The following is a 21,262-nucleotide window of genomic DNA, read 5'->3' as shown; positions in this document are numbered from 1 at the left end:
TCGCGCGAGACTCACGATAACAAACGCGGCACACAGGAGACGTCATGACCGCCAGCAGCACGCCGACCCGCCATCCGTTCCCGTCGACCGCGCGCCTCGTCGAGCGCGGCAAGATCGTATCCGCGCGTGAGGCCGTGCGCCTGATCCGCTCGGGCGATACGATCGCGACGAGCGGTTTCGTCGGCATCGGCTTCGCGGAGGAAGTGGCGATCGCGCTCGAAGAACGTTTCGTCGAGGGCAGCGATCCGATCGGGGATCTCACGCTGGTCTATGCGGCGGGTCAGGGCGACGGCCGCGGCAAGGGCCTCAATCATCTGGCGCACGAAGGCCTCGTCAAGCGCGTGATCGGCGGGCACTGGGGACTCGTCCCGGGCCTGCAGAAGATGGCGATCGAGAACCGCATCGAGGCATACAACCTGCCGCAAGGCGTGATCTCGCAACTCTTTCGCGATATCGCCGCGCATCGGCCCGGGCAGCTCTCGACGGTCGGGCTCGGCACCTTCGTCGATCCGCGTAACGGCGGCGGCAAGCTCAACGCACGCACGACGGAAGACGTCGTGCGGCTCATGCCCATCGACGGCACGGACTATCTTTACTACAAGACCTTCCCGATCGATGTCGCGATCGTGCGCGGCACCACGGCCGATCTGAACGGCAACGTCACGATGGAAAAGGAAGCGCTGACGCTCGAAGCCTTGTCCATCGCGATGGCCGCGCGCAATTCGGGCGGCATCGTGATCGCGCAAGTCGAGCGGCTCGCGGAATCGAACACGCTCAACTCGCGCCAGGTGAAGATTCCCGGCGTGATGGTCGATTGCGTCGTGCTCGCGAAGCCCGACAATCACTGGCAGACCTTCGGCGAGCCCTACAGCGCGGCGTTTTCGAGCGAGCTGCGCGTGGCCGCGAGCTCGGTGCCGCCGATGTCGCTCACCGAGCGCAAGATCATCGCCCGGCGCGCGGCCTTCGAACTGATGGCCAACAGCGTCGTGAATCTCGGCATCGGCATGCCGGAGGGCATCGCGAGCGTCGCGAACGAGGAGCAGGTGATCGACCTCTTCACGATGACGACCGAGCCCGGCGTGATCGGCGGCATTCCGGCGGGCGGCCTCAACTTCGGCGCGGCGACCAACACGCAGGCGATCATCGACCAGCCGTATCAGTTCGATTTCTACGACGGCGGAGGCCTCGATATCGCGTTCCTCGGCCTCGCCCAGGCCGACGGCGAAGGCAATCTGAACGTGAGCAAGTTCGGGCCGAAGCTCGCAGGCGCGGGCGGCTTCATCAACATCAGCCAGGCGGCGAAGAAAGTCGTATTCGTCGGCACTTTCAACGCGGGCAAGCTCGATGTCGCGATCGAAGAAGGCAAGCTGCGGATTCGCCGGGAAGGCGATTGCCGCAAGTTCGTCGATGCGGTCGAGCATCGCACGTTCAGCGGACGCTATGCGGCCGAGCGCGGACAGACCGTGGTCTATGTCACCGAGCGCTGCGTCTTCGAGCTCACGGACAAGGGGCTCGCGCTGACGGAAGTGGCGCCGGGCATCGATATCGAGCGGGACGTCATCGCGCAAATGGGTTTCGCGCCGCTCATGGACACGCCGCCGCGTCTCATGGACGAACGCATTTTCCGCGATGCGCCGATGGGCCTGCGCGATATCCTGCTGCGGCTCGATCTCTCCGAACGCTTCAGTTACGACCCGGAGAAGAATCTCTTCTTCATCAACTTCGAAGGGCACGAAGTGAAGAGCCTGAGCGATGTCGAAGCGATCCGTCGCGAAGTCGAAAAGCAACTGGCGGGCGTGAGCACGAAGCCGCATGCGATCGTGAACTACGATAACTTTTCGATTCACCCCGACATGCTCGACGCTTATTCGGAAATGGTCACGAAGCTGGTCGACGGCCATTACGACCGGGTGACGCGCTATACGACGAGCAGTTTCCTGCGCCTGAAACTCGGCGATGCGTTGAAACGCCGCGGCGTCGCGCCGTATATCTACGAAAGCCCCGAGGAAGCGCGCGAACACGAATCGAAACGCGCGGCGGAATGAAGCGGGGCCGCACGCCAGGCGGCCCCTGGCAGGTCATCCGCGCGCGGTTCGGCCCGGCGCGGTCTCGCGCTGATTTCGCAGCCGGCTATGGCGTATGCCGTAGCCGAAGTAGATGACGACGCCGATCGCCATCCACACGATGAGCCGTATCCACGTATCGGCGGGCAACCCCGACATCAGGAAGAGCGACGACAGCGCCCCGAGCGGCGCGACGACATACACCGCGGGCGTCTTGAATGCGCGCTCGAGCTCCGGCTGCGTGATGCGCAGCACGAGCACGCCGATGCACACCACCATGAACGCGAACAGTGTGCCGATGCTCACGAGCTCGCCGACGAGCCCGATCGGCAAGAGCCCGGCGAGAACCATCACGATGAGGCCGGTGATGATCGTCGTGATGTAGGGCGTGTGAAAGCGTGGATGAATCTTCGATGCGAACGGCGGCAGCAGACCGTCCTTCGCCATCGAATAGAAGATGCGCGGCTGCGACAACAACAACACGAGTATCACCGATGTAAGGCCGAATATCGCGCCCAGTTTCACGATGGGCGAGAGCCAGCGCATGCCGATCGCATCGACGCCGACCGCGATCGGGTCCGACACGTTGAGCTTGTCGTAGGACACGATCCCTGTCAGCACGTACGAGACGAGCACATAGAGAATCGTGCAGATCGTGAGCGAGCCCAGAAGGCCGATCGGCATGTCGCGTCTCGGATTGCGCGTCTCTTGCGCGACGCAGGAAACCGAATCGAAGCCGATATAGGCAAAGAACACGACCGCCGCGCCGCGCAGCACGCCGCTCATGCCGAACACGCCCGATTCGCCGGTATTCGGTGGAATGAACGCGCCCGTGGGGTTCTGCGCGGTGACCCAATGGGCCTTGTCCACGAACGCGATGCCCGCGCCGATGAACGCGAGCACGATCAGCACCTTGATGATGACGATGAAGCTGTTCACGCGCGCCGACTCGCGTATGCCGATGACCAGCAGCATCGTGATGAGCCCGACGATCACCATCGCGGGCACGTTGAGAATCGCGCCGACGTGGCTCCAGCCATGACCCGGATCGTAGGCGAATGGCGCTTTCGAAAGCTGCTCGGGAATGTCGATGCCGAGCGAATGCAGGAAGCTCACGACATAACCCGACCAGCCGATCGCGACCGTCGTCGCGCCGACGGCGTACTCGAGGATCAGATCCCAGCCGATGAGCCACGCGATCAATTCGCCCATCGTCGCGTAGGCGTAGGTGTACGCGCTGCCCGAGACCGGCACGGTGGAAGCCATCTCCGCATAGCAAAGGCCGGCGAGCGCGCATACGATTGCGCCCAGCACGAAGGAAATGATGATCGCGGGGCCGGCGTTGGCCGCGGCCGCGTGGCCCGTCAGCACGAAGATGCCCGCGCCGATGATGCAGCCAATGCCGAGCATCACGACATCGAGCGCGGTGAGCGAACGTTTCAGCGAATGGCCGCCGTGTTCCTGAAGCACTTCCTCGGTTTCTTCCGCTTCGCTTTGCAGCGCAGCGACGGACTTTCTTTGCATGACGGCCACGATCGCCTCCTGTGCGGCGGCAGCGTAGCCGCGCCCCATGGCCCGGCGAAGTCTGTCGCCCGTTCAAGTGCGGGATGATCCACACGCCTGCCGCTTCACACCTGCACGTTCGTTCTGACGGATTGTCGTTTCGTGATAGCAGATTTTGCCGAGGAATTCGAGCGTGGTGCGTGCGGAACGGATGCTCATTCACGGCTCGTGGGTCGGCAGCAGGAAACGTGCCGCGAGCGACGCGCGGGCGCACTATAATCAGGTGCACAGTTGCGATTTTCAACCCGGAATCCGTTCCCTTCGCACGCGGGACGCTCGCCGGACTTTCCTAACGTGGAGATTTGATATGGCTATACGCATTGGTGATGAAGCCCCCGATTTCACGGCAGAGACGACCGAAGGCACGATTCGCTTTCACGAGTGGATCGGCGACAAATGGGCGATCCTCTTCTCGCATCCGAAGGACTTCACGCCGGTCTGCACGACCGAGCTCGGCTACATGGCCAGGCTCAAACCCGAGTTCGACAAGCGCAATACGAAGGTGATCGGCCTCTCGATCGACCCGGTGACGAATCACTCGCAGTGGGCGAAGGATATCGAGGAGACGCAGGGCACGGCGGTCAACTATCCGATGATCGGCGACGCGGACCTGAACGTTGCGAAGCTCTACGACATGATCCACCCGAACGCGAGCGGCGCGAACCCGCGCACGGCGAACGACAACGCGACGATCCGCGCGGTGTTCATCGTCGGTCCGGACAAGAAGGTGAAGGCTACGTTCACGTATCCGATGAGCGCGGGCCGCAACTTCGACGAAGTGCTGCGCCTGCTCGACGCGCTGCAACTGAACGCGAAGCACACGGTTGCAACGCCGGTGAACTGGAGGCCGGGCGATGACGTGATCATCCCGACGTCGGTGTCGGACGAGGACGCGAAGAAGAAGTATCCGGACGGCTTCAAGACGCTGAAGCCCTATCTGCGCACGGTGGCGCAGCCGAAGTAACGCACGCGCGCGAGCAGGCAATGAAGCGCCGGCCTGCGCAATGCGGGCCGGCGTTTTTTTGTTGCAAATCAGTTATGGCCGGTGCGGCGCTCGGGCGATGTTTCTACTTCGCCCGGCCGGCGCAGCATCTTGTCCACTTCGCCGGCGTGCATCTCCTCGACCTCGATCATCTGCCGCGCGTATTCCTCAAGCGCAACCGAGCGGTCTTCCACGAGCTGCAGCAAGTCGCGATACAGACCGAGCGCGACGTTTTCCGCTTGCAGCGACTCGCGCAGGATCGACGCGATATCGAACGTGTGATTGTCGAGCAGCGGGCCGATTTCGAGCGACGGATACGCGCCGAGCGTCGTGATCCATTCGCCGGCCTGATGCGCGTGCACGAGCGATTCATCGGCCTGTGCGCGCAGCCATGACACGATCGGAATGCGTCCGAAGCCGAACACGAGAAACGAATAATGCGTGTATCGGACCACGCCCGCCAGTTCGGATTCGAGAATCTTGTTCAGGACGCCGACGACCTTTTCCTTTTCGAGCTCTGCCATTCTTGCCTCCGTTTTTCCAACGCCAGGCGCTCCGTGAGACGAAAGAGGCCATGACTCCACGCATGCACGGGCATCACTCATTGTAGTCACGCGAGCGGCGCATGCGAGGTGAAACTGCGGCATCCGGGCGCGCAAGATACGCGCCCGGATGCGCGGCGGAGCCGATGCGGGCGGCCTCGCGGCCGCGGCAGAGGAATGGCGGAGATTTTGCGTTCAGGCGATTTCTTCGATCCAGAGCGACGCCGTGCGCGCGAGGACTTGCGACATGGCCGTGCGCGCACCGTCGCCGTCGCCGGTTTCGATCGCGCGCACGAGCCTGCCGTAGTCGCCGAGCTGCGAATCGGGAACGCGCGGCAGCGGATGCGGCTGCGCGCGTAGCGCGGTCTTCAGGGTACGGATGCCGACGCGCACGACGCTGCCCATCTGACGCAATACTTCGTCGCCGCTGCCATCGACGATAGCGGCCTGCAGCGCCTCTTCGGCGGCGGACTGCAAGGGCTCGGAAGGGCTCGCATGCACAAGCCGCTGATAAGCCGCGTTGATGGCGATGCGCTGATGCCGGTTCGCGCGCGTCGCGGCGAGCGCGGCGGCGGGCGGATCGACGAGCGAGCGGAACTCGATCAGCCGGCGGATGCAGTCGGGATCGTGCAACGCGCGCATGCGCCATTCGGCGACTTCCGGGTCCATGATGAGCCATTCGCGCGCGGGCTTGATGCGCGTGCCTGTCTTGGGTCGGACGTCGAGCATTCGGCGCGAGATGAGAATGCTCAGCGCCTCGCGCATGATGGTCCTGCTCACACCGTGCTGCTTCGAAAGAATGACTTGTGGCGGAAGCACGTTGTCCTGGTATTCGCCGCTCACGATGCCCGCGACGAGTTGATTCACCACGCGCTTGACGAGCGATGCTTCATATCCATGATTCATGTTTTTGTTCTCGTGATAACGCCCACGCCTGTAGCCTCTTGCTACTCGTCGCCGAGCGGCACAGCCAGCGCTTGTCTAAGTTCACGGCGCCTCGGTGCACCGCGCGTCGCCATGTCCGCGCGCAGCGCATCCCCCCGGCACGCCGTGTATTCTGGTCCCCGGATTCAGCTACCCGATGCGGCCCTGGCCGCACACCCCGCAGCGGTCGGCATTGTTTGGACTGCATCGTCGATCCGCTGAACAAAGCGTATCTCTGCGTGGCCTGTTTTAACAATATGGTGCATCGCTAATTCGACTGACTATCGTGCGTCCGCCCACAAAATCTCGCGGGCCCGGAGCAACGCTTGAATCCGTGCGAAGAGCGCAAGCGTTTGCGCAACATCCGTTATGCGAAGGATCGTCGACATGCATGTGTTACCGTTGCGAGCCATGAAACCCAACATCGCAACGAGGAGAAGCGAAACATGAAAGTCGCCGTCATGGGCGCGGGCGCCGTCGGTTGTTACTACGGCGGCATGCTTGCGCGCGCGGGTCATGAGGTCGTGCTGATCGCGCGGCCGCAGCACGTCGAGGCGATCGAACGCGAAGGCTTGCGGCTCGATACGCAGCATTTCGACGAGCGCGTGCGCGTGGCCGCGAGCACCTACGCGAGCGCGGCGAAGGGCGCGCAACTCGTGCTCTTCTGCGTGAAGTCGACCGACACCGACAGTGCGGCGAAGGCGCTCGCGCCCTGTCTCGAACCCGATGCGCTCCTGCTCTCGCTGCAAAACGGCGTGGAGAATGCCGAGCGCCTGCGCGAGCTGTTGCCGCAGGAAGCGGCGGCCGCGGTCGTGTACGTCGCGGCCGAAATGGCCGGGCCCGGACACGTGAAGCACAACGGACGGGGCGAACTCGTGATCGAGCCGTCGACCAAGAGCGAGGAGGTCGCGCGCGCGCTCGTGGCGGCGGGCGTTCCTACCGAGATTTCCGACAACGTGCGCGGCGCGCTATGGGCGAAGCTCGTGCTGAATTGCGCTTACAACGCGTTGTCCGCGATCACGCAACTGCCCTATGGAAAGCTCGTGCAGGGCGAGGGCATCGCACGGTCGATGCGCGATGTCGTCGACGAATGCCTCGCGGTCGCGAAAGCGGACCAGGTCACGATTCCCGGCGATGTCGATGCCGCCGTGCGCCGCATCGCGGAGACGATGCAGAATCAGTACTCGTCCACGGCGCAGGATCTCGCGCGCGGCAAGCGGAGCGAGATCGACCACCTGAACGGGCTGATCGTGCGGCGCGGCGAGGCGCTCGGCGTGCCGACGCCCGCGAACCGCCTGCTCCACGCGCTCGTCAAGGCGATCGAAAGCAAGGCGTCATAGGGCGCGATTCGAAGGCGAACGAGGCGCGAGGGCGGGCACGGGCGATGCTGATTTCTTGGAGCACGCACAGAAAACACCGTGCGTAGCCCAACATACCGGAGGGTTTGCCATGAAATCGTTCGTCAAAGCCGTGGCCGTTGCCGCCGTAGTGGTGGCGCCGGCGCTTTCTTTCGCGCAAGCCGATTCATCGCTCACGCGTGGCCAGGTGAAGCAGGATCTGCGGCAGGTCGAAGCAGCGGGCTATGATCCGTCGCGCTCGGATCAGACTTCGTATCCGTCGGATATCCAGGCCGCTGAACGCAAGGTATCGCGCCAGGACAATCCCCATAACGCCGATATGAATTCGTTCGGTGGCGCGAGCAACGGCGGGTCGGCGTCCGGCATGCGCAGGATGCCGCGCATGGACGACGACGGCACGAAGCCGGTTTATTTCGGCCGTTGATGCTCAACGGGGCCGGGGTGTATCGAGCGCATTGAGCGCAGCGGCGTTACCATCGCTTCTTCCGCACGTTCTCAGGAAGAGACTCATGGATAAAGCCGTCAAGATTCCCGGCCCCGATCATCCGATCACCATCGAGCGCAGTCCGTCGCGCGTGATCGTAAAAGCAGGCGGGCGCGTGATCGCCGACACGACCGCGGCGCTTTCGTTGCGTGAGGCATCGTATCCCGAGGTGCTTTACATGCCGCGCGAAGACGTCGACATGTCGCAACTCGAACGCACCTCACACACGACTTATTGCCCTTACAAGGGTGACTGCATCTATTACAGCATCCCCTCGGGTGGACAAAAGGCGGCCAACGCCGTGTGGTCCTATGAGGCGCCTTACGAAGCTGTCGCGTCGATAAAGGATCACCTCGCTTTCTATCGCGATCGAGTCGATTCGTTCGAAACGCGCGACGCATGATCTTCAATCCAGAAGCGCTCTGGCGCGGTGCTTCAGCATCGCGCTGAAATCGTCGAGCCAGCCGAGCGAGAGACGCCAGCTCTGCCAGTGGAGATCGACGTCGACGCGCGAGCCCGGCAACACCTCCACCAGTTCGCCGCTTTCGAGTTGTCGCGTGACCAGGCGTTGCGGGCACATGCCCCACGCCAGTCCCGATGTGCACGCGCGCACGAAACCCTCGCCATGCGGCACGACATGCGCCGGCGGTACGATCTCGGCGCGCGTCACGCGCTTGATGAAGCGCTTCTGCAATTCATCCTTCTCGTTGAAATTCACGCAAGGCGCGTGACGCAGCGCGTCGCGTGTGAGGCCGTCGGCAAAATGACGCGCAAAGTACGCGGGCGAGCATACCGCGCGATAACGCATGCGTCCGAGCTTCATCGAGCGCCAGCCGGGAACGGGCTCGGCCTGCGTGGTGATCGCACCTTGCACATCGCCTTCGCGAATGCGTTGCGCAGTGTGATCCTGATCGTCCACGACGATATCGAGCAGCAGTTCGCGTTCGATGCAAAAGTCCGCCGCGGCGTCGATGAACCAGGTGCTCATGCTGTCGTCGTTCACCGCGATGCGCAGTTTCGCGCGGCGCTCGCCCGGCGTGCCCGGCAGGGTCGGCATGCGGCCGCCGAGTTCCGCTTCGAGCAACTGGACGCGTTCGGTATGGCGGCACAGCAGCGCACCGGAAGCCGTCGCTTCGCAGGGCTGGCCGCGCCTGACGAGCAGACCGCCCACGCGTTCTTCCAGCAGCTTCACGCGCTGCGAGACGGCCGAAGGCGTGACGTTCAGATCGCGCGCGGCACGCTCGAAGGAACCGGTGCGCACGACTGCGAGCAGCGCATCGAGCAGAGCGTAGTCGAGCATTAGCGTTCCTTAATCGAAATTAGAAAGTTTAGCTGTTTGAATGCAGCTCGCGAGCGCAGACTGGGGCTTTCTTCGATTCCGATCAAGCGACGCCATGCAACCGAATCCTTTCAAGCTCGAACGCTATTTCGCGCGGCACGAATTCACCGCGCGCCATTTGTTGTGCAGTTCGGATCCCGAGTCGATGTCGATCGGCGAGTTGCTCGCATACGAGCCGGATGCGATCGACGGATTGCGCGAGACCTGGCTCGGTTACACCGAATATCCCGGCGCGCCGGCGCTGCGACGCGAACTCGCTACGCTGTATCAGAACATCGATGCCGATGAAATCATCGTGCACACGGGCGCGCAAGAGGCGATCTATTCGTTCATGAGCACGATGCTCGCGCCGGGCGATCACATGATCGTGCATATGCCCGGCTATCAGTCGCACTATTCGGTGGCCGAGGCGCGAGGCGTGAAGGTGTCGCCGTGGAAAGCGCGCGAGGAAGCGGGCTGGGCGCCCGATCCCGACGAGCTCGCCACGCTGCTCACGCCGGCGACACGCGCGCTCGTCATCTGCGCGCCGCATAATCCGACCGGTTATCTGCCGTCGCGCGACGTGTTCGATGCGATCGTTGCGTTCGCGCGCGAGCACGGACTATGGCTCTTCTGCGACGAAGTGTATCGCGGCCTGGAGCACGACCGCGCCGATCGTCTGCCCGCCGCGTGCGACGTGTACGAACGCGCGATTTCACTCGGCGCGCTCTCGAAGACGCACGGTCTCGCAGGTCTGCGCCTCGGCTGGATCGCGACGAAGAGCGCCCAGGTGCTGGAACGCATGAGCACGTTCAAGGACTATCTGACCATCAGCAACAGCGCGCCGAGCGAGTATCTGTCGACGATCGCGGTGCGCCATACCGATGCGCTGATCGAACGCAACGTATCGATCGTGCGCCGCAATCTGCGGTTACTGGACGGATTCTTCGCGCGTCATGCGGCGCGCTTCGAATGGCATCGGCCGCGCGCGGGCACGATCGGCTTCGTGCGCCTGAAGCACGCGAGCGCCGAGCAGTTCTGCGCGGAACTGCTCGAACGCACGGGCGTGCTGCTCCTGCCATCGACCCTCGTCGATCACGGCGATGCGCACGTTCGCCTCGGCTTCGGCAGGCGCAACATGCCCGATGTGCTCGCGATCCTCGAAGCTTATTTGGATGCGACCGTCACGAGCACCGCGTCCTGACGATACATCCCCGGATACATCTGCTTCAGGTTCGCTACCTTCGGCAGGTCGTTGATCGCAATGTAGGGGCTTTCCGGATGCTCCGTCAGATAGTTCTGGTGATAGCCCTCGGCCGGATAGAAGCCCTTGTAGTCCTCGACCTTCGTGACGATCTTGCCGCCGTACACGTGCGCCTTGTCGAGCTGCGCGATATACGCATCGACGATATCGCGCTGCGCCGCGTTCGTCGGAAATACAGCCGAGCGGTATTGCGTGCCGTGGTCGGGGCCTTGATAGTTCAACTGGGTCGGGTTATGCGCGACCGAGAAGAAGATCTGCAGAAGCTTGCCGTACGAGACCTGCGCCGGGTCGTAGGTGATGCGCACCGATTCCGCGTGGCCGGTGTCGCCTTCGCTCACGCGCTCGTATTGCGCGGTGTTGGCCGCGCCGCCCGCATAGCCCGACATCACTTCCTTCACGCCGCGCACATGCTGAAACACGCCTTGCACGCCCCAGAAGCAGCCGCCCGCGAATACAGCCGTTTCGGTGTGCGTGGCGCCCGCGGTTTCGTCATGCGCGGGCGGCGGGATCTTCACGGCGGCCTCGCTCGAGTGCGCGATGCGCTGCAGTGCGAACGCGCCCGCGAACAGCATGGCCACGCTCGCGGCCTTGAAGGTCTTGCTGGTGGTCTTGAACATCTCTGCTCCTCAAGAAGTCGCGTTCAACCGAACGTGAAGGCGTAGGCTTCGACGCCCGGGTCGAGAAATTCGATCGTGAACGTGCGATCGGCGACGGGGCCCGTTTGCCGCACGAGTTGATAGAGGCGCTGTTCGGTCACGGTACCACTTCCGTCGCCCTGAATGTCGCTGCCGTGCGATGCGCCCGGCACCGCGCCGTCGATGCTCACCCGAAAGCGCACCGGCTTGCCGTCCTTCGACGGCCCGAGCACGAGATGCAGATCGCGCGCATGAAAGCGATACACGATGCGGCCCGACGCGCCTTCGAGCGTCGCGTGCTCCGCGCCGACCTTCCACGCGCCCGCGAGTCCCCAATCGTTGACGTCGAGCGCGTGGGGCGCGGCATAGTCGCGAATCCGGTCGCGCGTTTCGCCGCCCGGCGACATGAACTGTTCCGCGCGTTCATAGCCGATATACGTTTCCGGCGAGCGCATGTCCGCGTTGTCGGCCTGCATCATCGCGCCCTGACCGATGGCGTCGTCGCTGCGCTTCGCGGTCATCGCCATGGCAGGCGCCGCGCCGTGACCCGCTTCGGCGAGTAGTTGCTGGATCACGTGCTCAGAGTGCGCGTAGTCGCCTTCGCCGAAGTGGTGATAGCGGATGTCGCCCTTCGCGTCGACGAAATAATGCGCCGGCCAGTACTGATTGTTCAGGGCGCGCCAGATCGCATAGTCGTTGTCGATCGCGACGGGATAGTCGATGCCGAGATCGTGGATGGCCTTCTTCACGTTGTCGACGTTGCGCTCGAAGGCGAACTCCGGCGCGTGCACGCCGATCACGACGAGCCCCTGATCGCGATACTTCTGCGCCCACGTCTTCAGATACGGCAGCGTGCGCAGGCAGTTGATGCAGGAGTACGTCCATACGTCGACGAGCACGACCTTGCCGCGCAAGGCTTCCTTCGTGAGGGGCGGCGAGTTGATCCATTGCACCGCGCCGTCGAGCGGCGGCAGCGTGCCTTCCACGGGCAACGGCTCGGGGTTCGACGCGGCCGGCGGCTCGGTGCTCGCGCGCATCATCGCGGACCCATTGTTGCCGGCGTTCGCGGACATCATCATCGCGCCGTCGTGCTTGTCCCGGAGCTTGTCGACGAGTCGCTGCTCGATGCCCGACGTCGCGACGGTCGACACTCGGGCGAGCACGCCGGTGTCGAGCCCGAATCCGATCGCGACGACGCCGAGCAGCATCGCCGCGCCGATGCCGCGTCGCACCCATTCACCCGCGCCGAGCGAACGCTTCATCGCGGCGAATACGCGTCCGCCGATCAGCAGCGCGACGGCGAGCGAAGTCGCCGCGCCCGCCGCATAGGCGAGCAGCAGCAGCGTGGTGCCGACGCTCGCGCCGTTGAGCGCCGCGCCTGTCAATACGAGGCCGAGGATCGGGCCCGCGCACGGCGCCCATAGCAGGCCCGTTGCGATGCCCAGCACGAACGATCCGCCGAATCCCGGCTTGCCGTCGCCGCGTTGCGCGAATGCCGTGAGACGATTGCCCGCGTTCACGAACGGCTGCATCACACGCTCGGCGAGCCCGGGCAAAAGCAGCGTGAGGCCGAACGCCGCGAGCAGCGCGATGGCCGCCCAGCGGCCGTACTGATTGGCCTGCGTGACCCAGCCGCCGCCGACGGCCGCGAGCGTCGCGACCATGGCGAACGTCAGGCCCATGCCCGCCAGAAGCGGCAGGCCGCTTTTCACGAAGGGCTGATCCGCGCGCGAGAACACGAAGGGAAGCACCGGCAGGATGCACGGACTGAGAATCGTCAGCGCGCCGCCGAGATAGGCAAGAACGATGAGCAACATGATGATGTCGGGTCGAGGTTGATCGAAATGTGAACGCGCGTCAGGCGGCGCCGGGCGTGAAATTCATCGCGACGCCGTTCATGCAGTAGCGCAGGCCCGTGGGCTTCGGTCCGTCGTCGAAGACGTGGCCCAGATGACCGCCGCAGCGCCGGCAATGTACTTCGGTGCGCACGATGCCGAACGAGCCGTCGACGCGCGTCGCGACCGCATGATCGAGCGGCGCCCAGAAACTCGGCCAGCCTGTATGACTGTCGAACTTGGTGCGCGACGAGAACAGCGCCAGCTTGCAGCCCGCGCAACCGAAGGTGCCCGCGCGATGCTCGTCGTTCAGCGGGCTCGTAAAGGGGCGCTCGGTGCCTTCGCGCCGCAGCACGTCGAATTGCACCGGCGTCAGCAGGCGGCGCCATTCGTCTTCGGTATGAACGATTTCGAAGCGTTCCTGCGATGGCGCTTGCGGCTCCGTACCCGCCGCGAGCGCGCGCCAGCGTCCGCCTATGGCGAATGCGGCGGCGGCGGCCGCGGTGCCCGTCAGGAGAAAGCGGCGGCGTGTCTGCATGATGCATCCTCGGTTTCGAGTGGATGAGCCGCATCGTAGTCGCGCGCGCATCGCAGAGTCCTCACCGAAAGTTAAATTAAATGTGATACTTGGCCGCGCGCTTTTCTGCACAATGGCAGGACGCTCGTCTTTTTTCTGCGGATCGGGCGCGCATGTATTACCCCTGTGCCTGGCATTTGCTCATGGATCAACCGAAACGCATTCTGATCGTCGAAGACGACATGCATATCGCCGATGTGCTGAGTCTCAACCTGCGCGACGAGCGCTACGAGGTCGTGCACAGCGCCGACGGCGCCGAAGGGTTGCGCCTGCTCGAACAGGGCGGCTGGGATGCGCTGATTCTCGATCTGATGCTGCCCGGCGTCGACGGCCTCGAAATCTGCCGCCGCGCGCGCGCGATGACGCGCTATACGCCGATCATCATCACGAGCGCGCGCTCCAGCGAAGTGCATCGCATTCTCGGGCTCGAACTCGGCGCGGACGACTATCTCGCGAAGCCGTTCTCCGTGCTGGAACTCGTCGCGCGCGTGAAGGCGCTGCTGCGCCGCGTCGATGCCGTCGCGAAGGACTCGCGGCTCGATACGGGGCGCATCGAAGTGGCGGGCATCGCGATCGATCCGCTCGCACGCGAAGCGTGGGTCGACGGCGCGCGCATCGAGCTCACGCCGCGCGAATTCGATCTGCTCTATCACTTCGCGCGTCATCCGGGCAAGGTGTTCTCGCGCATGGATCTGCTCAACGCGGTCTGGGGTTATCGGCATGAAGGCTATGAGCACACCGTGAACACGCATATCAACCGGCTGCGCGCGAAGGTCGAAAAAGATGCGGCCGACCCGAAGCGCATTCTCACGGTATGGGGCCACGGCTACAAGCTCGCGGCGCAAGCGCCTGAAGGCAGGGACGCCGCGCCGTGAAGCTCACGCTGTCGCAACGGCTCTTCGCGGTGTTCTGCGTGCTGCTGCTCGCGTGCTGCGGCGCGTCTGCGTGGCTGCAGATTCGCGCGAGCGATCTGCGCGAGAAAGAGGTCATTCAAAGTCTGTCGCGCGGGCTCGCGGCGCATATCGCGCGTGACGGCGCGCTCGCCGATGCCAACGATATCGACGCCCCCGCCGTGCGCCGGCTCTTCAGCCAGTTGATGGTGGTGAACCCGAGCGTCGAAGTCTATCTGCTCGACGCCACGGGACGCATCCGCGCCGACGATGCGCCGCCCGGACACCTGAAGCGCGATCATGTCGATCTCGCTCCAGTGCGCAAGTTTCTCGATGGCGCGCCGTTGCCGATACTCGGCGACGATCCGCGCAGCGACGACAAACGCAAGGTCTTCAGCGCCGCGCCGCTCGCCGCGCCCGCGAGGCCGCCGTTCGGCTATGTCTATATCGTGTTGCTCGGCGAGGAGCACGATGCGTTGGCCGCGAAGGCATCGGCGAGCGCTGTGTTGCGCACCACGCTCGCGTCGATGGGCCTCGTCACCTTGCTCGGGCTCGTCGCGGGCGTGGTCGCGTTCGGGCTCGTCACGCGACCGCTGCGCCGTCTCACCGAAGCCATGCGCAAGTTCGACGCCCGCGGCACGCCCGCGGAACCGCCGGCGCTGCCCCGGATCGACACGCGCGATGCGCGCGAGAACGAGCGCGACGAGATCGTCGTGCTCGAAAGCGCGTTCGCGCAAATGGCCGAGCGCATCGGCGAGCAATGGCGCGCGCTCGGTCAGCAGGATCGCGAGCGGCGCGAGATGGTCGCGAACATCTCGCACGATCTGCGCACGCCGCTGTCGTCGCTGCATGGCTATCTGGAGACGCTGTCCCTCAAGTCCGACACGTTGCCCGATACCGACCGGCGTCGCTATCTGTCGATCGCGCTCGCGCAGAGCGCGAAAGTGGGTCATCTCGCGCAGTCGTTGTTCGAGCTCGCGAAGCTCGAGCACGGCATGGTCGCACCCGAGGCCGAAGCGTTTTCGCTCGCCGATCTCGTGCAGGACGTATTCGAGAAGTTCGAATTGTCCGCGCAGTCGCGAGGCCTGCACCTGAGCGCGCAGATCGCGCCGCGCCTGCCGAACGTCGTGGCGGACCTGGGCATGATCGAGCGTGTGCTGACGAATCTGCTCGACAACGCGATCCGTCATACGCCCGCGCAAGGCGTGGTGAACGTGACGCTGGCGCTCGCGCACGAGCAGTCCGACAGAGTCGAGGTCACGGTCGCCGACACCGGCCCGGGCATCCCGCCCGCGATGCGCGAAGGGCTTTTTCTGCGTCCGTTCGCATCGGGTGGCGCGCATCGCGGCGGACTCGGCTTGCTTATCGTGCAACGCATGCTGCAGTTGCACGGCAGCCAGATTCGCCTGATCGATACGCAGGGCGCGGGCACCACGTTTCGCTTCGATTTGCCCGCGGCGGTCGCGCAGACCGGCGACGGCGCGCCGCATGCGCGCGGATGGCGCGGATAAAAAAAAGCCCGACATTGCTGCCGGGCTGAATGGGATGATCATCGCCTGCGCCTGATCGCGCGGTTGGGATGCGCGTGGGGCGTTGCCCGGTCTGATCATCCGCGTGGACGTTCGAGTGAAAGCCGATTCGCATTGAACCGCGAGACAGTGTCGTCGGACTGCGATCTTGCCGGCCTCAAATGACGTTTTAGTCTCTCAGGCTTAAACCAATCTTAAACGTGTCGTCGCGCGCGAAGCGGCGGGCGTGCCGGTAAAACAGCATGGGCGAGTTTTAGCGCATTCGCTTAGCGCTGTTGCTAAAAAGCGCGTTAATGGTTTGTTGCGCGTCTGTCTGCCACGGCATTGCGATTTGCCTTTAAAGTCAGGCGCGGGCAGGTCCGGGAAAAATATGCCGAATGACGGCCGCATGAAAACGCCGGCGTTCTTCCATGCGGAAACTTTCCTTGGTTTTGCGCAATATGTTTGCTAGCATGTAATCGGATCGCAGCCGCCGTGTGAGCCTTCGGTCAAAAGGTACGGCGCTGTGGCGTGGAATTCAATAAGGCCCGTCGAGGCCAACGATAAGCGAAGCGCGCATTGTCCGCGCTTGGCACTGCATCGCCCGTGTCAGATGGTCTCCGCACTTTCACTGCTGCTTAAAGCGGCGGTGGGGTCTCGTGCGCAATCTTGCAGTCGCATTATGCGAGATCGGCAAGCATGGACGTTTAACGCATTTCGCATTCTTTGTTATTCGAGCCGTTTCTTTCGATGCGGGAAATAACTCGCACGTAGTAATCATAAAACGTGGTTAGTGTGGCCTTTAAAGACGGCTTGTTTAGCTTAACCCGCTTCAACGATGCGCGCGAAGCGACATGGCGCAATGGCGAGCATCGTGCATATCTTTGGCGTTGCAGGAATTTCCAGGCAACCGGTATCCGTCATCCGTTTTGGAATGACGGTGAATGTTGCACGCATACGATCCGCGCACCATGCGGGAGGAAAACGTGGAAACCGAACTCAGTCAACGGCTCGCGAAAGTTTTATGGCGATGTGCGTCACACGGGCAGGTGCTGACCTATCAGCGCTTTCATGCGCTATGCGACAAAGGCGTGCCGCTGCCTGAGCGCTATGCCGCGCTCGAATCTGCGATCGAGGCGCTCGGCAACGTGCGCGACATCGACTACGGTGTGCTCATGGCGCTCGACAGCGGTCTGCCCGGCGCGGAGTTCTTCCAGCGCTACCTGCGTCATCGTCATGGCGAATATGTTATGCAGATGGGCGATCCGAAATATCATCGTCAGACGCTTGCGCGCAAGCGCACGCTCGTCGAGCGCGAACGCGATCGCGTGTACGCGCATGCACGCATGGTGGAGGAGGAGAGGGCGAAACAAGCGGCGTGAGTTACGCTTCGCACGGCAAAAGGGCAGCCAAGGCAACTTGTCTGCCCTTTTGCGCTTTACCGTGTGACGTTCTCGCGTTTTTCAACCTGACGTTCCGCCGACGAATCGCCCTGAGAAATGCGCGGCGGATAACACAAGCCATGCCTTATGCGCCAATAGATAGCTCCCTCGGACAGATTTGCCAAGGCGCTATCCGTTACGAAGGAGGCGCTTAATATAATCATCTCAATACCTCGCGATCCCGATGCGAGGATCGTCGAACGGCTCGGCCGACAGGTCGGCTTCGGCGTCGCACGGGGTCTTTTCGTTCATGGTACGTCGCTTGCCCGCCGAACTCGATGCACTCGTGTTCGACCGCACGTCGACGGCCAGGCATGGCAAGGCGAGACGTAGCTCATCGCGCTTTGCCCGCCACCAAGACGAGGACGAGATCGAAATGAGACCGGTCGTATTCGGGAACCGCTTCGGATGGCTGCACCCGGGAAGCGGCACACGCGGTGTGGTGCTCTGCAACACGTACGGGCACGAATACGTGTGGACATATGGCGGCATGCGTTATCTCGCGGATGCGCTGGCCGCGCGCGGCATCTGGGTGCTGCGTTTCGACTATCGGGGCACGGGCGACTCGGCGGGCGCCGATCTCGCCCCCGATCAATTCGAATCATCAGTCGACGATGTCGGCGCGGCCGTCGACTGGCTCAGAACATCCACGGGCGTCGAGCACGTCACGTTGTGCGGTTTTCGCGTAGGCGCCGCGTTCGCGCTCGCGGCCGCACTGCGCCGGCCCGTCGATGAACTCGTCCTGCTCGCGCCCGTATCGAGTGGCCGCGTGTATATGCGCGAACTGAATATCGTGCGTAAAACATGGCTCGAACTGCTTGCACCGCCGTTGCGTGACATGCAGCAAGGCGATGCACGGCTCAACGTGCTCGGTCAGGTTTATAGCGACGAGTTCAAGAGCTCATTGCAGGCGATCGATCTCGTCGCGAGCGTGCAATGCGCGGGAACGGCGCCGGCGCGTCGCGCGTTGATCATGAGTCTCAAAGCGGGCGGCACAGATCCGCTACGCGATGCGCTCGCCGCAAAGGGCGTCGAAGCGCAGGCGCTTCCGTTCGACGATCTCACGGGCTTCCTTCAGGAAACGGCCTTCAACGAGGTGCCGCGCGCTGCGTTCGCCGAAGTCGTGAACTGGATCGCGGGCGCTGCTTCACCGACTACGCGGGCGGCGTCGACGCTCGATACCGGTGACTGGTCCGCGCTGCAAATCGAAACGCCCGACTCAATCGAACATCCGGTGCGCATCGGCGACGAAAGGCTGTTCGGCATCTTATGCGAGCCACGCGCGGGCTCGGCGCGCGGTCCGGTGTTTCTGATCGCGAATACGTCCGCGAGCGCGCGAGTCGGCGACAGCCGGCTATCGGTGCGCATCGCGCGCGAGCTTGCGCGACGTGGCATTGCGTCATTGCGCTTCGATGCGCGAGGCCGCGGCGACAGTCCGGCCGCACCGGGCGAAGTGCAATCGGACACGGCGTTCGGCCGCATCTACAACCAGATCGCAACCGACGACACCGCAGCCGCAGCACGCTGGCTCGCGCGGCAGGGCTACAAGTCGATCTTCTCGTTCGGCGTCTGTTCGGGCGCCTATCACGCGCTCAAGGCCGCCGTCGTCGAAGGCGCGATCAACGGTGTCGTTACGGTAAATCTGCCGACGTTCAAGAGACCCGCGGACGTCGCACCCGATGGCTTGCGTCAGTCGACGCGCAATTCGATGGCAGGTTATGCATTCTCGATGCTCGATCCGCAAAAATGGAAAGCGATCCTGCGCGGCGAAAAGCAATTGACGCGTGTATTGCGCTTCGTGCTGGACTATGCGATGACGCGCGCGCGTTCACGCATTGTCGATGTGCTGCGGCTCGATCGACTGAGCAGCACACCGCCCGAACTGGCGACGGAGCCCGCGCCCATCATTCGCGCGCTCGACGCAAAAGGTGTGAAGACGGTGCTCGTTTATGGCGCATATGACGCGGGCATGGATCTGATCGCCGCGCATTTCGGCAAACGAGGCGTGCGACTGGCGCGTTTTCCCTCCGTGCGAATGGCTATCTATCCCGATCTGGATCATGCGCTTTTCATGACGACAGGTTCCATGCATGTCGCCGCACTGTGCGAACGCGTTGCCAGGGAAACGACTTCGCCCGTCGCCGATCCGGTGATTCCTGTCAGAGAGCCTGTCGTGTTGTGATCGAAGTGCGTGCTTCGGCCTGTCGCTCACGCGTCAGCGCGCTCGCCGCGTCTTGAGTATCCTTCGATATTGAACACGGCCCCAGGCGGGGCAGTGTCCCATCGAGAATCCACAGGAGGTCTGGCGATGTCGATCGAAAAGGTTTTATACCGCGCGCATGCGCATGTCACCGGCGGGCGCGACGGCCGCGCGACGGTGCCCGAAAGCAATCTCGATCTCAAGCTGACGACGCCGAAAGAACTCGGCGGCGGTGGCGGCGACGGCGCGAATCCCGAGCAACTCTTCGCCGCGGGTTATAGCGCATGCTTCATTGGCGCGATCAAGTTCGTCGCCGCTCGTGACAAGATCACGCTCCCGAAAGATGTCGCGATCGACGGCAGTGTGGGCATCGGTCAGATTCCCAATGGCTTCGGCATCGAAGTCGAATTGAAGATATCGCTGCCGGGCATGGATCGCAGCGAGGCACAGGCGCTGATCGACAAGGCGCACATCGTGTGTCCGTATTCGAATGCGACGCGCAATAACATCGATGTCATATTGACGCTGGCATGAGCATCCCGAACGCCTGGCATGCCAACCGATTCGAGCGCTTCACTGGCCCGACGCAAGGAGAACACGATGCTGACCGCCGGAATCGATCATGTAGGCCTCACCGTGCGCAATCTCGACGCGACGCGTGACTTCTTTGTGCAATGTCTCGGCTGGCGGATCGCCGGCGAGCGGCCCGATTATCCAGCCGTTTTCGTATCGGACGGAAAGCTGCTGGTTACGTTATGGCAGGTGAAGGACGAATCGGCGCCAATAGCATTCGACCGGCGCAAGAATATCGGGCTTCATCATCTGGCATTGCGCGCAGCGGATGAAGCTGCGCTCGCGACGATTCTCGAGCGCGTTTCGGCGTGGCCGGGAGTGACGGTGGAATTCGTGCCGGAACTGCTAGGGGCAGGCCCGAAGCGTCATATGATGGTCTATGAGCCGGGTGGCATAAGGATCGAATTCGATTTCGATCCCCGCGTATAGATCAAAGCGTGACCGCAATAAAAACGGCGGAGTCGTGAATGAACTCCGGCGTAGTCGTATAGGGATTCGCTGTCAGGCAATCAGAAATGGCGTGCGGTCTTCGACGGATGCGAGCCAGTTGGGGGCACGACCACGGCCGCTCCATGTTGCCCCGCTTTGCGGATCGCGATAAAGCGCGGGTTGAGGACCGCGCGGTTGTCCTTTTCCTTTGCGTTTCACTGCGGCGCGCGCTTTTCCTTTGGTTTTGGTTTCTTGTGCAGCTGCGCCAACCGCAAACTTGCTGCGGTCCTTGGCATTGGCGATCCAGCCGGGTGCACGTCCGCGGCCGCTCCACGTCGCGCCGGTCTTAGGATCCTGATAGGCGACCGCGCTTTGCTTTTTCGCCGAACTCTTTCGGCCTGCTTTCTTGCGTGTACCGGAATATTGCTCGATGTCCGAGACAGTCAATCCGTGGCTCGACATCAAATCATGAATCTTTTGCAGCGCGCTTTCCGATTGGCTGGCGATGAGCGCATCGGCTTTCGCTTGAAGTGCTTCGATACGTGCCTGAATGCTTTCCAGCGTCGACATGATTTACCTCTAATAGATTATCGGTTGCACTATGCCATGCACATCTGCAATGCGCTAGAGGAAATTCGTGTAAATACGTGGCAGACAAGATTCTAGAAAGCATCT

The 21,262-nt window shown here is 63.1% G+C and carries 21 protein-coding genes; 12 read left to right on the top strand and 9 right to left on the bottom strand.

The genetic code is table 11. From position 1 onward, the window contains the following. The first annotated feature begins 44 nt into the window (after nt 1–44). A complete protein-coding gene (locus U4Y90_RS07450) occupies nt 45–2,045 on the top strand; it encodes an acyl CoA:acetate/3-ketoacid CoA transferase (RefSeq protein WP_321793797.1) in 2,001 nt (666 codons plus the stop codon). Between the two features lie 33 nt (nt 2,046–2,078). On the opposite strand, the gene U4Y90_RS07445 is transcribed toward U4Y90_RS07450, so the two are convergent. Then, a complete protein-coding gene (locus U4Y90_RS07445) occupies nt 2,079–3,587 on the bottom strand; it encodes an amino acid permease (protein WP_321794073.1) in 1,509 nt (502 codons plus the stop codon). Between the two features lie 72 nt (nt 3,588–3,659). Further along, nucleotides 3,660–3,785, bottom strand: coding sequence for a hypothetical protein (locus tag U4Y90_RS07440; RefSeq protein ID WP_321793795.1), 126 nt, complete (start codon nt 3,783–3,785; stop codon nt 3,660–3,662). A gap of 148 nt (nt 3,786–3,933) precedes the next feature. Here U4Y90_RS07440 and U4Y90_RS07435 point away from each other — a divergent pair, with 148 nt between their 5' ends. Beyond that, nucleotides 3,934–4,590, top strand: coding sequence for a peroxiredoxin (locus U4Y90_RS07435; RefSeq protein WP_321793793.1), 657 nt, complete (start codon nt 3,934–3,936; stop codon nt 4,588–4,590). A 68-nt stretch (nt 4,591–4,658) separates the two neighbouring features. Here U4Y90_RS07435 and U4Y90_RS07430 read toward each other — a convergent pair whose 3' ends face one another. Both U4Y90_RS07430 and U4Y90_RS07425 read right to left on the bottom strand, forming a co-directional pair. Further along, nucleotides 4,659–5,132: a ferritin-like domain-containing protein gene (locus tag U4Y90_RS07430; RefSeq protein WP_321793791.1), complete on the bottom strand. Its 474-nt coding sequence runs from the start codon at nt 5,130–5,132 to the stop codon at nt 4,659–4,661. A 213-nt stretch (nt 5,133–5,345) separates the two neighbouring features. After that, entirely contained in the window at nt 5,346–6,056 is a 711-nt protein-coding gene (locus tag U4Y90_RS07425; protein WP_321793789.1) for a FadR/GntR family transcriptional regulator, read from the bottom strand. A 464-nt stretch (nt 6,057–6,520) separates the two neighbouring features. Between U4Y90_RS07425 and U4Y90_RS07420 the strand changes: the two genes are divergently transcribed. From U4Y90_RS07420 to U4Y90_RS07410, 3 genes are all read left to right on the top strand, one after another. Further along, nucleotides 6,521–7,414, top strand: coding sequence for a ketopantoate reductase family protein (locus U4Y90_RS07420; RefSeq protein WP_321793787.1), 894 nt, complete (start codon nt 6,521–6,523; stop codon nt 7,412–7,414). A gap of 109 nt (nt 7,415–7,523) precedes the next feature. Then, nucleotides 7,524–7,856 carry a DUF4148 domain-containing protein gene (locus U4Y90_RS07415; protein WP_321793785.1) on the top strand — a complete coding sequence of 111 codons (333 nt, stop codon included), beginning with the start codon at nt 7,524–7,526 and terminating at the stop codon, nt 7,854–7,856. 85 nt (nt 7,857–7,941) lie between these two features. Then, nucleotides 7,942–8,319, top strand: a complete 378-nt coding sequence (locus tag U4Y90_RS07410) for a DUF427 domain-containing protein (protein WP_321793783.1) — start codon at nt 7,942–7,944, stop codon at nt 8,317–8,319. Nucleotides 8,320–8,322: 3 nt separating this feature from the next. Here U4Y90_RS07410 and U4Y90_RS07405 read toward each other — a convergent pair whose 3' ends face one another. Continuing rightward, nucleotides 8,323–9,216 (bottom strand): LysR family transcriptional regulator ArgP, encoded by an 894-nt coding sequence (locus tag U4Y90_RS07405; RefSeq protein ID WP_321793781.1) that lies wholly within the window; start codon nt 9,214–9,216, stop codon nt 8,323–8,325. Between the two features lie 94 nt (nt 9,217–9,310). On the opposite strand from U4Y90_RS07405, the gene U4Y90_RS07400 reads away from it, so the two are divergent. Continuing rightward, entirely contained in the window at nt 9,311–10,438 is a 1,128-nt protein-coding gene (locus U4Y90_RS07400; protein ID WP_321793779.1) for an aminotransferase class I/II-fold pyridoxal phosphate-dependent enzyme, read from the top strand. Here U4Y90_RS07400 and msrA read toward each other — a convergent pair. The 3 genes from msrA to msrB are packed head-to-tail and all read right to left on the bottom strand — an operon-like array spanning nt 10,402 to nt 13,506. Next, nucleotides 10,402–11,115, bottom strand: a complete 714-nt coding sequence (gene msrA / locus U4Y90_RS07395) for a peptide-methionine (S)-S-oxide reductase MsrA (protein WP_321793777.1) — start codon at nt 11,113–11,115, stop codon at nt 10,402–10,404. The genes U4Y90_RS07400 and msrA overlap by 37 nt on opposite strands. Before the next feature lie 23 nt (nt 11,116–11,138). After that, on the bottom strand, nt 11,139–12,950 hold the full coding sequence (locus tag U4Y90_RS07390; RefSeq protein WP_321793775.1) for a cytochrome c biogenesis protein DipZ: 1,812 nt from the start codon (nt 12,948–12,950) through the stop codon (nt 11,139–11,141). A gap of 40 nt (nt 12,951–12,990) precedes the next feature. Then, entirely contained in the window at nt 12,991–13,506 is a 516-nt protein-coding gene (msrB, locus tag U4Y90_RS07385; protein WP_321793773.1) for a peptide-methionine (R)-S-oxide reductase MsrB, read from the bottom strand. 182 nt (nt 13,507–13,688) lie between these two features. On the opposite strand from msrB, the gene U4Y90_RS07380 reads away from it, so the two are divergent. The 6 genes from U4Y90_RS07380 (at nt 13,689) to U4Y90_RS07355 (ending at nt 20,587) form a co-directional block, all read left to right on the top strand. Next, nucleotides 13,689–14,420, top strand: coding sequence for a response regulator transcription factor (locus tag U4Y90_RS07380; RefSeq protein ID WP_321793771.1), 732 nt, complete (start codon nt 13,689–13,691; stop codon nt 14,418–14,420). Beyond that, nucleotides 14,417–15,946: a HAMP domain-containing sensor histidine kinase gene (locus U4Y90_RS07375; RefSeq protein ID WP_321793770.1), complete on the top strand. Its 1,530-nt coding sequence runs from the start codon at nt 14,417–14,419 to the stop codon at nt 15,944–15,946. The genes U4Y90_RS07380 and U4Y90_RS07375 overlap by 4 nt, the downstream gene beginning before the upstream one ends. 941 nt (nt 15,947–16,887) lie before the next feature. Further along, nucleotides 16,888–17,325: a hypothetical protein gene (locus U4Y90_RS07370; protein ID WP_321793768.1), complete on the top strand. Its 438-nt coding sequence runs from the start codon at nt 16,888–16,890 to the stop codon at nt 17,323–17,325. A gap of 436 nt (nt 17,326–17,761) precedes the next feature. Beyond that, nucleotides 17,762–19,567, top strand: coding sequence for an alpha/beta fold hydrolase (locus U4Y90_RS07365; protein WP_321793766.1), 1,806 nt, complete (start codon nt 17,762–17,764; stop codon nt 19,565–19,567). A gap of 126 nt (nt 19,568–19,693) precedes the next feature. Next, the gene (locus U4Y90_RS07360) at nt 19,694–20,119 is read left to right on the top strand and encodes an organic hydroperoxide resistance protein (protein WP_321793764.1); all 426 of its coding nucleotides are present in this window, start codon (nt 19,694–19,696) and stop codon (nt 20,117–20,119) included. A gap of 66 nt (nt 20,120–20,185) precedes the next feature. Beyond that, nucleotides 20,186–20,587: a VOC family protein gene (locus U4Y90_RS07355; protein WP_321793762.1), complete on the top strand. Its 402-nt coding sequence runs from the start codon at nt 20,186–20,188 to the stop codon at nt 20,585–20,587. Between the two features lie 72 nt (nt 20,588–20,659). On the opposite strand, the gene U4Y90_RS07350 is transcribed toward U4Y90_RS07355, so the two are convergent. Beyond that, complete coding sequence (locus U4Y90_RS07350; RefSeq protein ID WP_321793760.1) at nt 20,660–21,157, bottom strand: H-NS family nucleoid-associated regulatory protein; 498 nt, start codon at nt 21,155–21,157, stop codon at nt 20,660–20,662. Nucleotides 21,158–21,262 lie beyond the last annotated feature (105 nt).

The organism is Caballeronia sp. J97 (assembly GCF_905220305.1).
Classification (GTDB): domain Bacteria; phylum Pseudomonadota; class Gammaproteobacteria; order Burkholderiales; family Burkholderiaceae; genus Caballeronia.
The sequence above is the reverse complement of the archived record's forward strand: the minus strand, read 5'-3'. Positions and strand labels throughout refer to the sequence as shown.

Bases quoted from the DNA above. Each gene is read 5' to 3' on its own strand.
- U4Y90_RS07400 (WP_321793779.1), top strand. From the start codon at position 9,311: ATGCAACCGAATCCTTTCAAGCTCGAACGCTATTTCGCGCGGCACGAA.
- U4Y90_RS07435 (WP_321793793.1), top strand. From the start codon at position 3,934: ATGGCTATACGCATTGGTGATGAAGCCCCCGATTTCACGGCAGAGACG.
- U4Y90_RS07355 (WP_321793762.1), top strand. From the start codon at position 20,186: ATGCTGACCGCCGGAATCGATCATGTAGGCCTCACCGTGCGCAATCTC.
- U4Y90_RS07405 (WP_321793781.1), bottom strand. From the start codon at position 9,216: ATGCTCGACTACGCTCTGCTCGATGCGCTGCTCGCAGTCGTGCGCACC.
- U4Y90_RS07420 (WP_321793787.1), top strand. From the start codon at position 6,521: ATGAAAGTCGCCGTCATGGGCGCGGGCGCCGTCGGTTGTTACTACGGC.
- U4Y90_RS07430 (WP_321793791.1), bottom strand. From the start codon at position 5,132: ATGGCAGAGCTCGAAAAGGAAAAGGTCGTCGGCGTCCTGAACAAGATT.
- U4Y90_RS07390 (WP_321793775.1), bottom strand. From the start codon at position 12,950: ATGTTGCTCATCGTTCTTGCCTATCTCGGCGGCGCGCTGACGATTCTC.
- U4Y90_RS07415 (WP_321793785.1), top strand. From the start codon at position 7,524: ATGAAATCGTTCGTCAAAGCCGTGGCCGTTGCCGCCGTAGTGGTGGCG.
- U4Y90_RS07410 (WP_321793783.1), top strand. From the start codon at position 7,942: ATGGATAAAGCCGTCAAGATTCCCGGCCCCGATCATCCGATCACCATC.
- U4Y90_RS07380 (WP_321793771.1), top strand. From the start codon at position 13,689: ATGGATCAACCGAAACGCATTCTGATCGTCGAAGACGACATGCATATC.
- U4Y90_RS07365 (WP_321793766.1), top strand. From the start codon at position 17,762: ATGAGACCGGTCGTATTCGGGAACCGCTTCGGATGGCTGCACCCGGGA.
- U4Y90_RS07350 (WP_321793760.1), bottom strand. From the start codon at position 21,157: ATGTCGACGCTGGAAAGCATTCAGGCACGTATCGAAGCACTTCAAGCG.
- U4Y90_RS07440 (WP_321793795.1), bottom strand. From the start codon at position 3,785: ATGAGCATCCGTTCCGCACGCACCACGCTCGAATTCCTCGGCAAAATC.
- U4Y90_RS07425 (WP_321793789.1), bottom strand. From the start codon at position 6,056: ATGAATCATGGATATGAAGCATCGCTCGTCAAGCGCGTGGTGAATCAA.
- U4Y90_RS07370 (WP_321793768.1), top strand. From the start codon at position 16,888: ATGTTGCACGCATACGATCCGCGCACCATGCGGGAGGAAAACGTGGAA.
- msrB (WP_321793773.1), bottom strand. From the start codon at position 13,506: ATGCAGACACGCCGCCGCTTTCTCCTGACGGGCACCGCGGCCGCCGCC.
- U4Y90_RS07360 (WP_321793764.1), top strand. From the start codon at position 19,694: ATGTCGATCGAAAAGGTTTTATACCGCGCGCATGCGCATGTCACCGGC.
- U4Y90_RS07445 (WP_321794073.1), bottom strand. From the start codon at position 3,587: ATGCAAAGAAAGTCCGTCGCTGCGCTGCAAAGCGAAGCGGAAGAAACC.
- msrA (WP_321793777.1), bottom strand. From the start codon at position 11,115: ATGTTCAAGACCACCAGCAAGACCTTCAAGGCCGCGAGCGTGGCCATG.
- U4Y90_RS07450 (WP_321793797.1), top strand. From the start codon at position 45: ATGACCGCCAGCAGCACGCCGACCCGCCATCCGTTCCCGTCGACCGCG.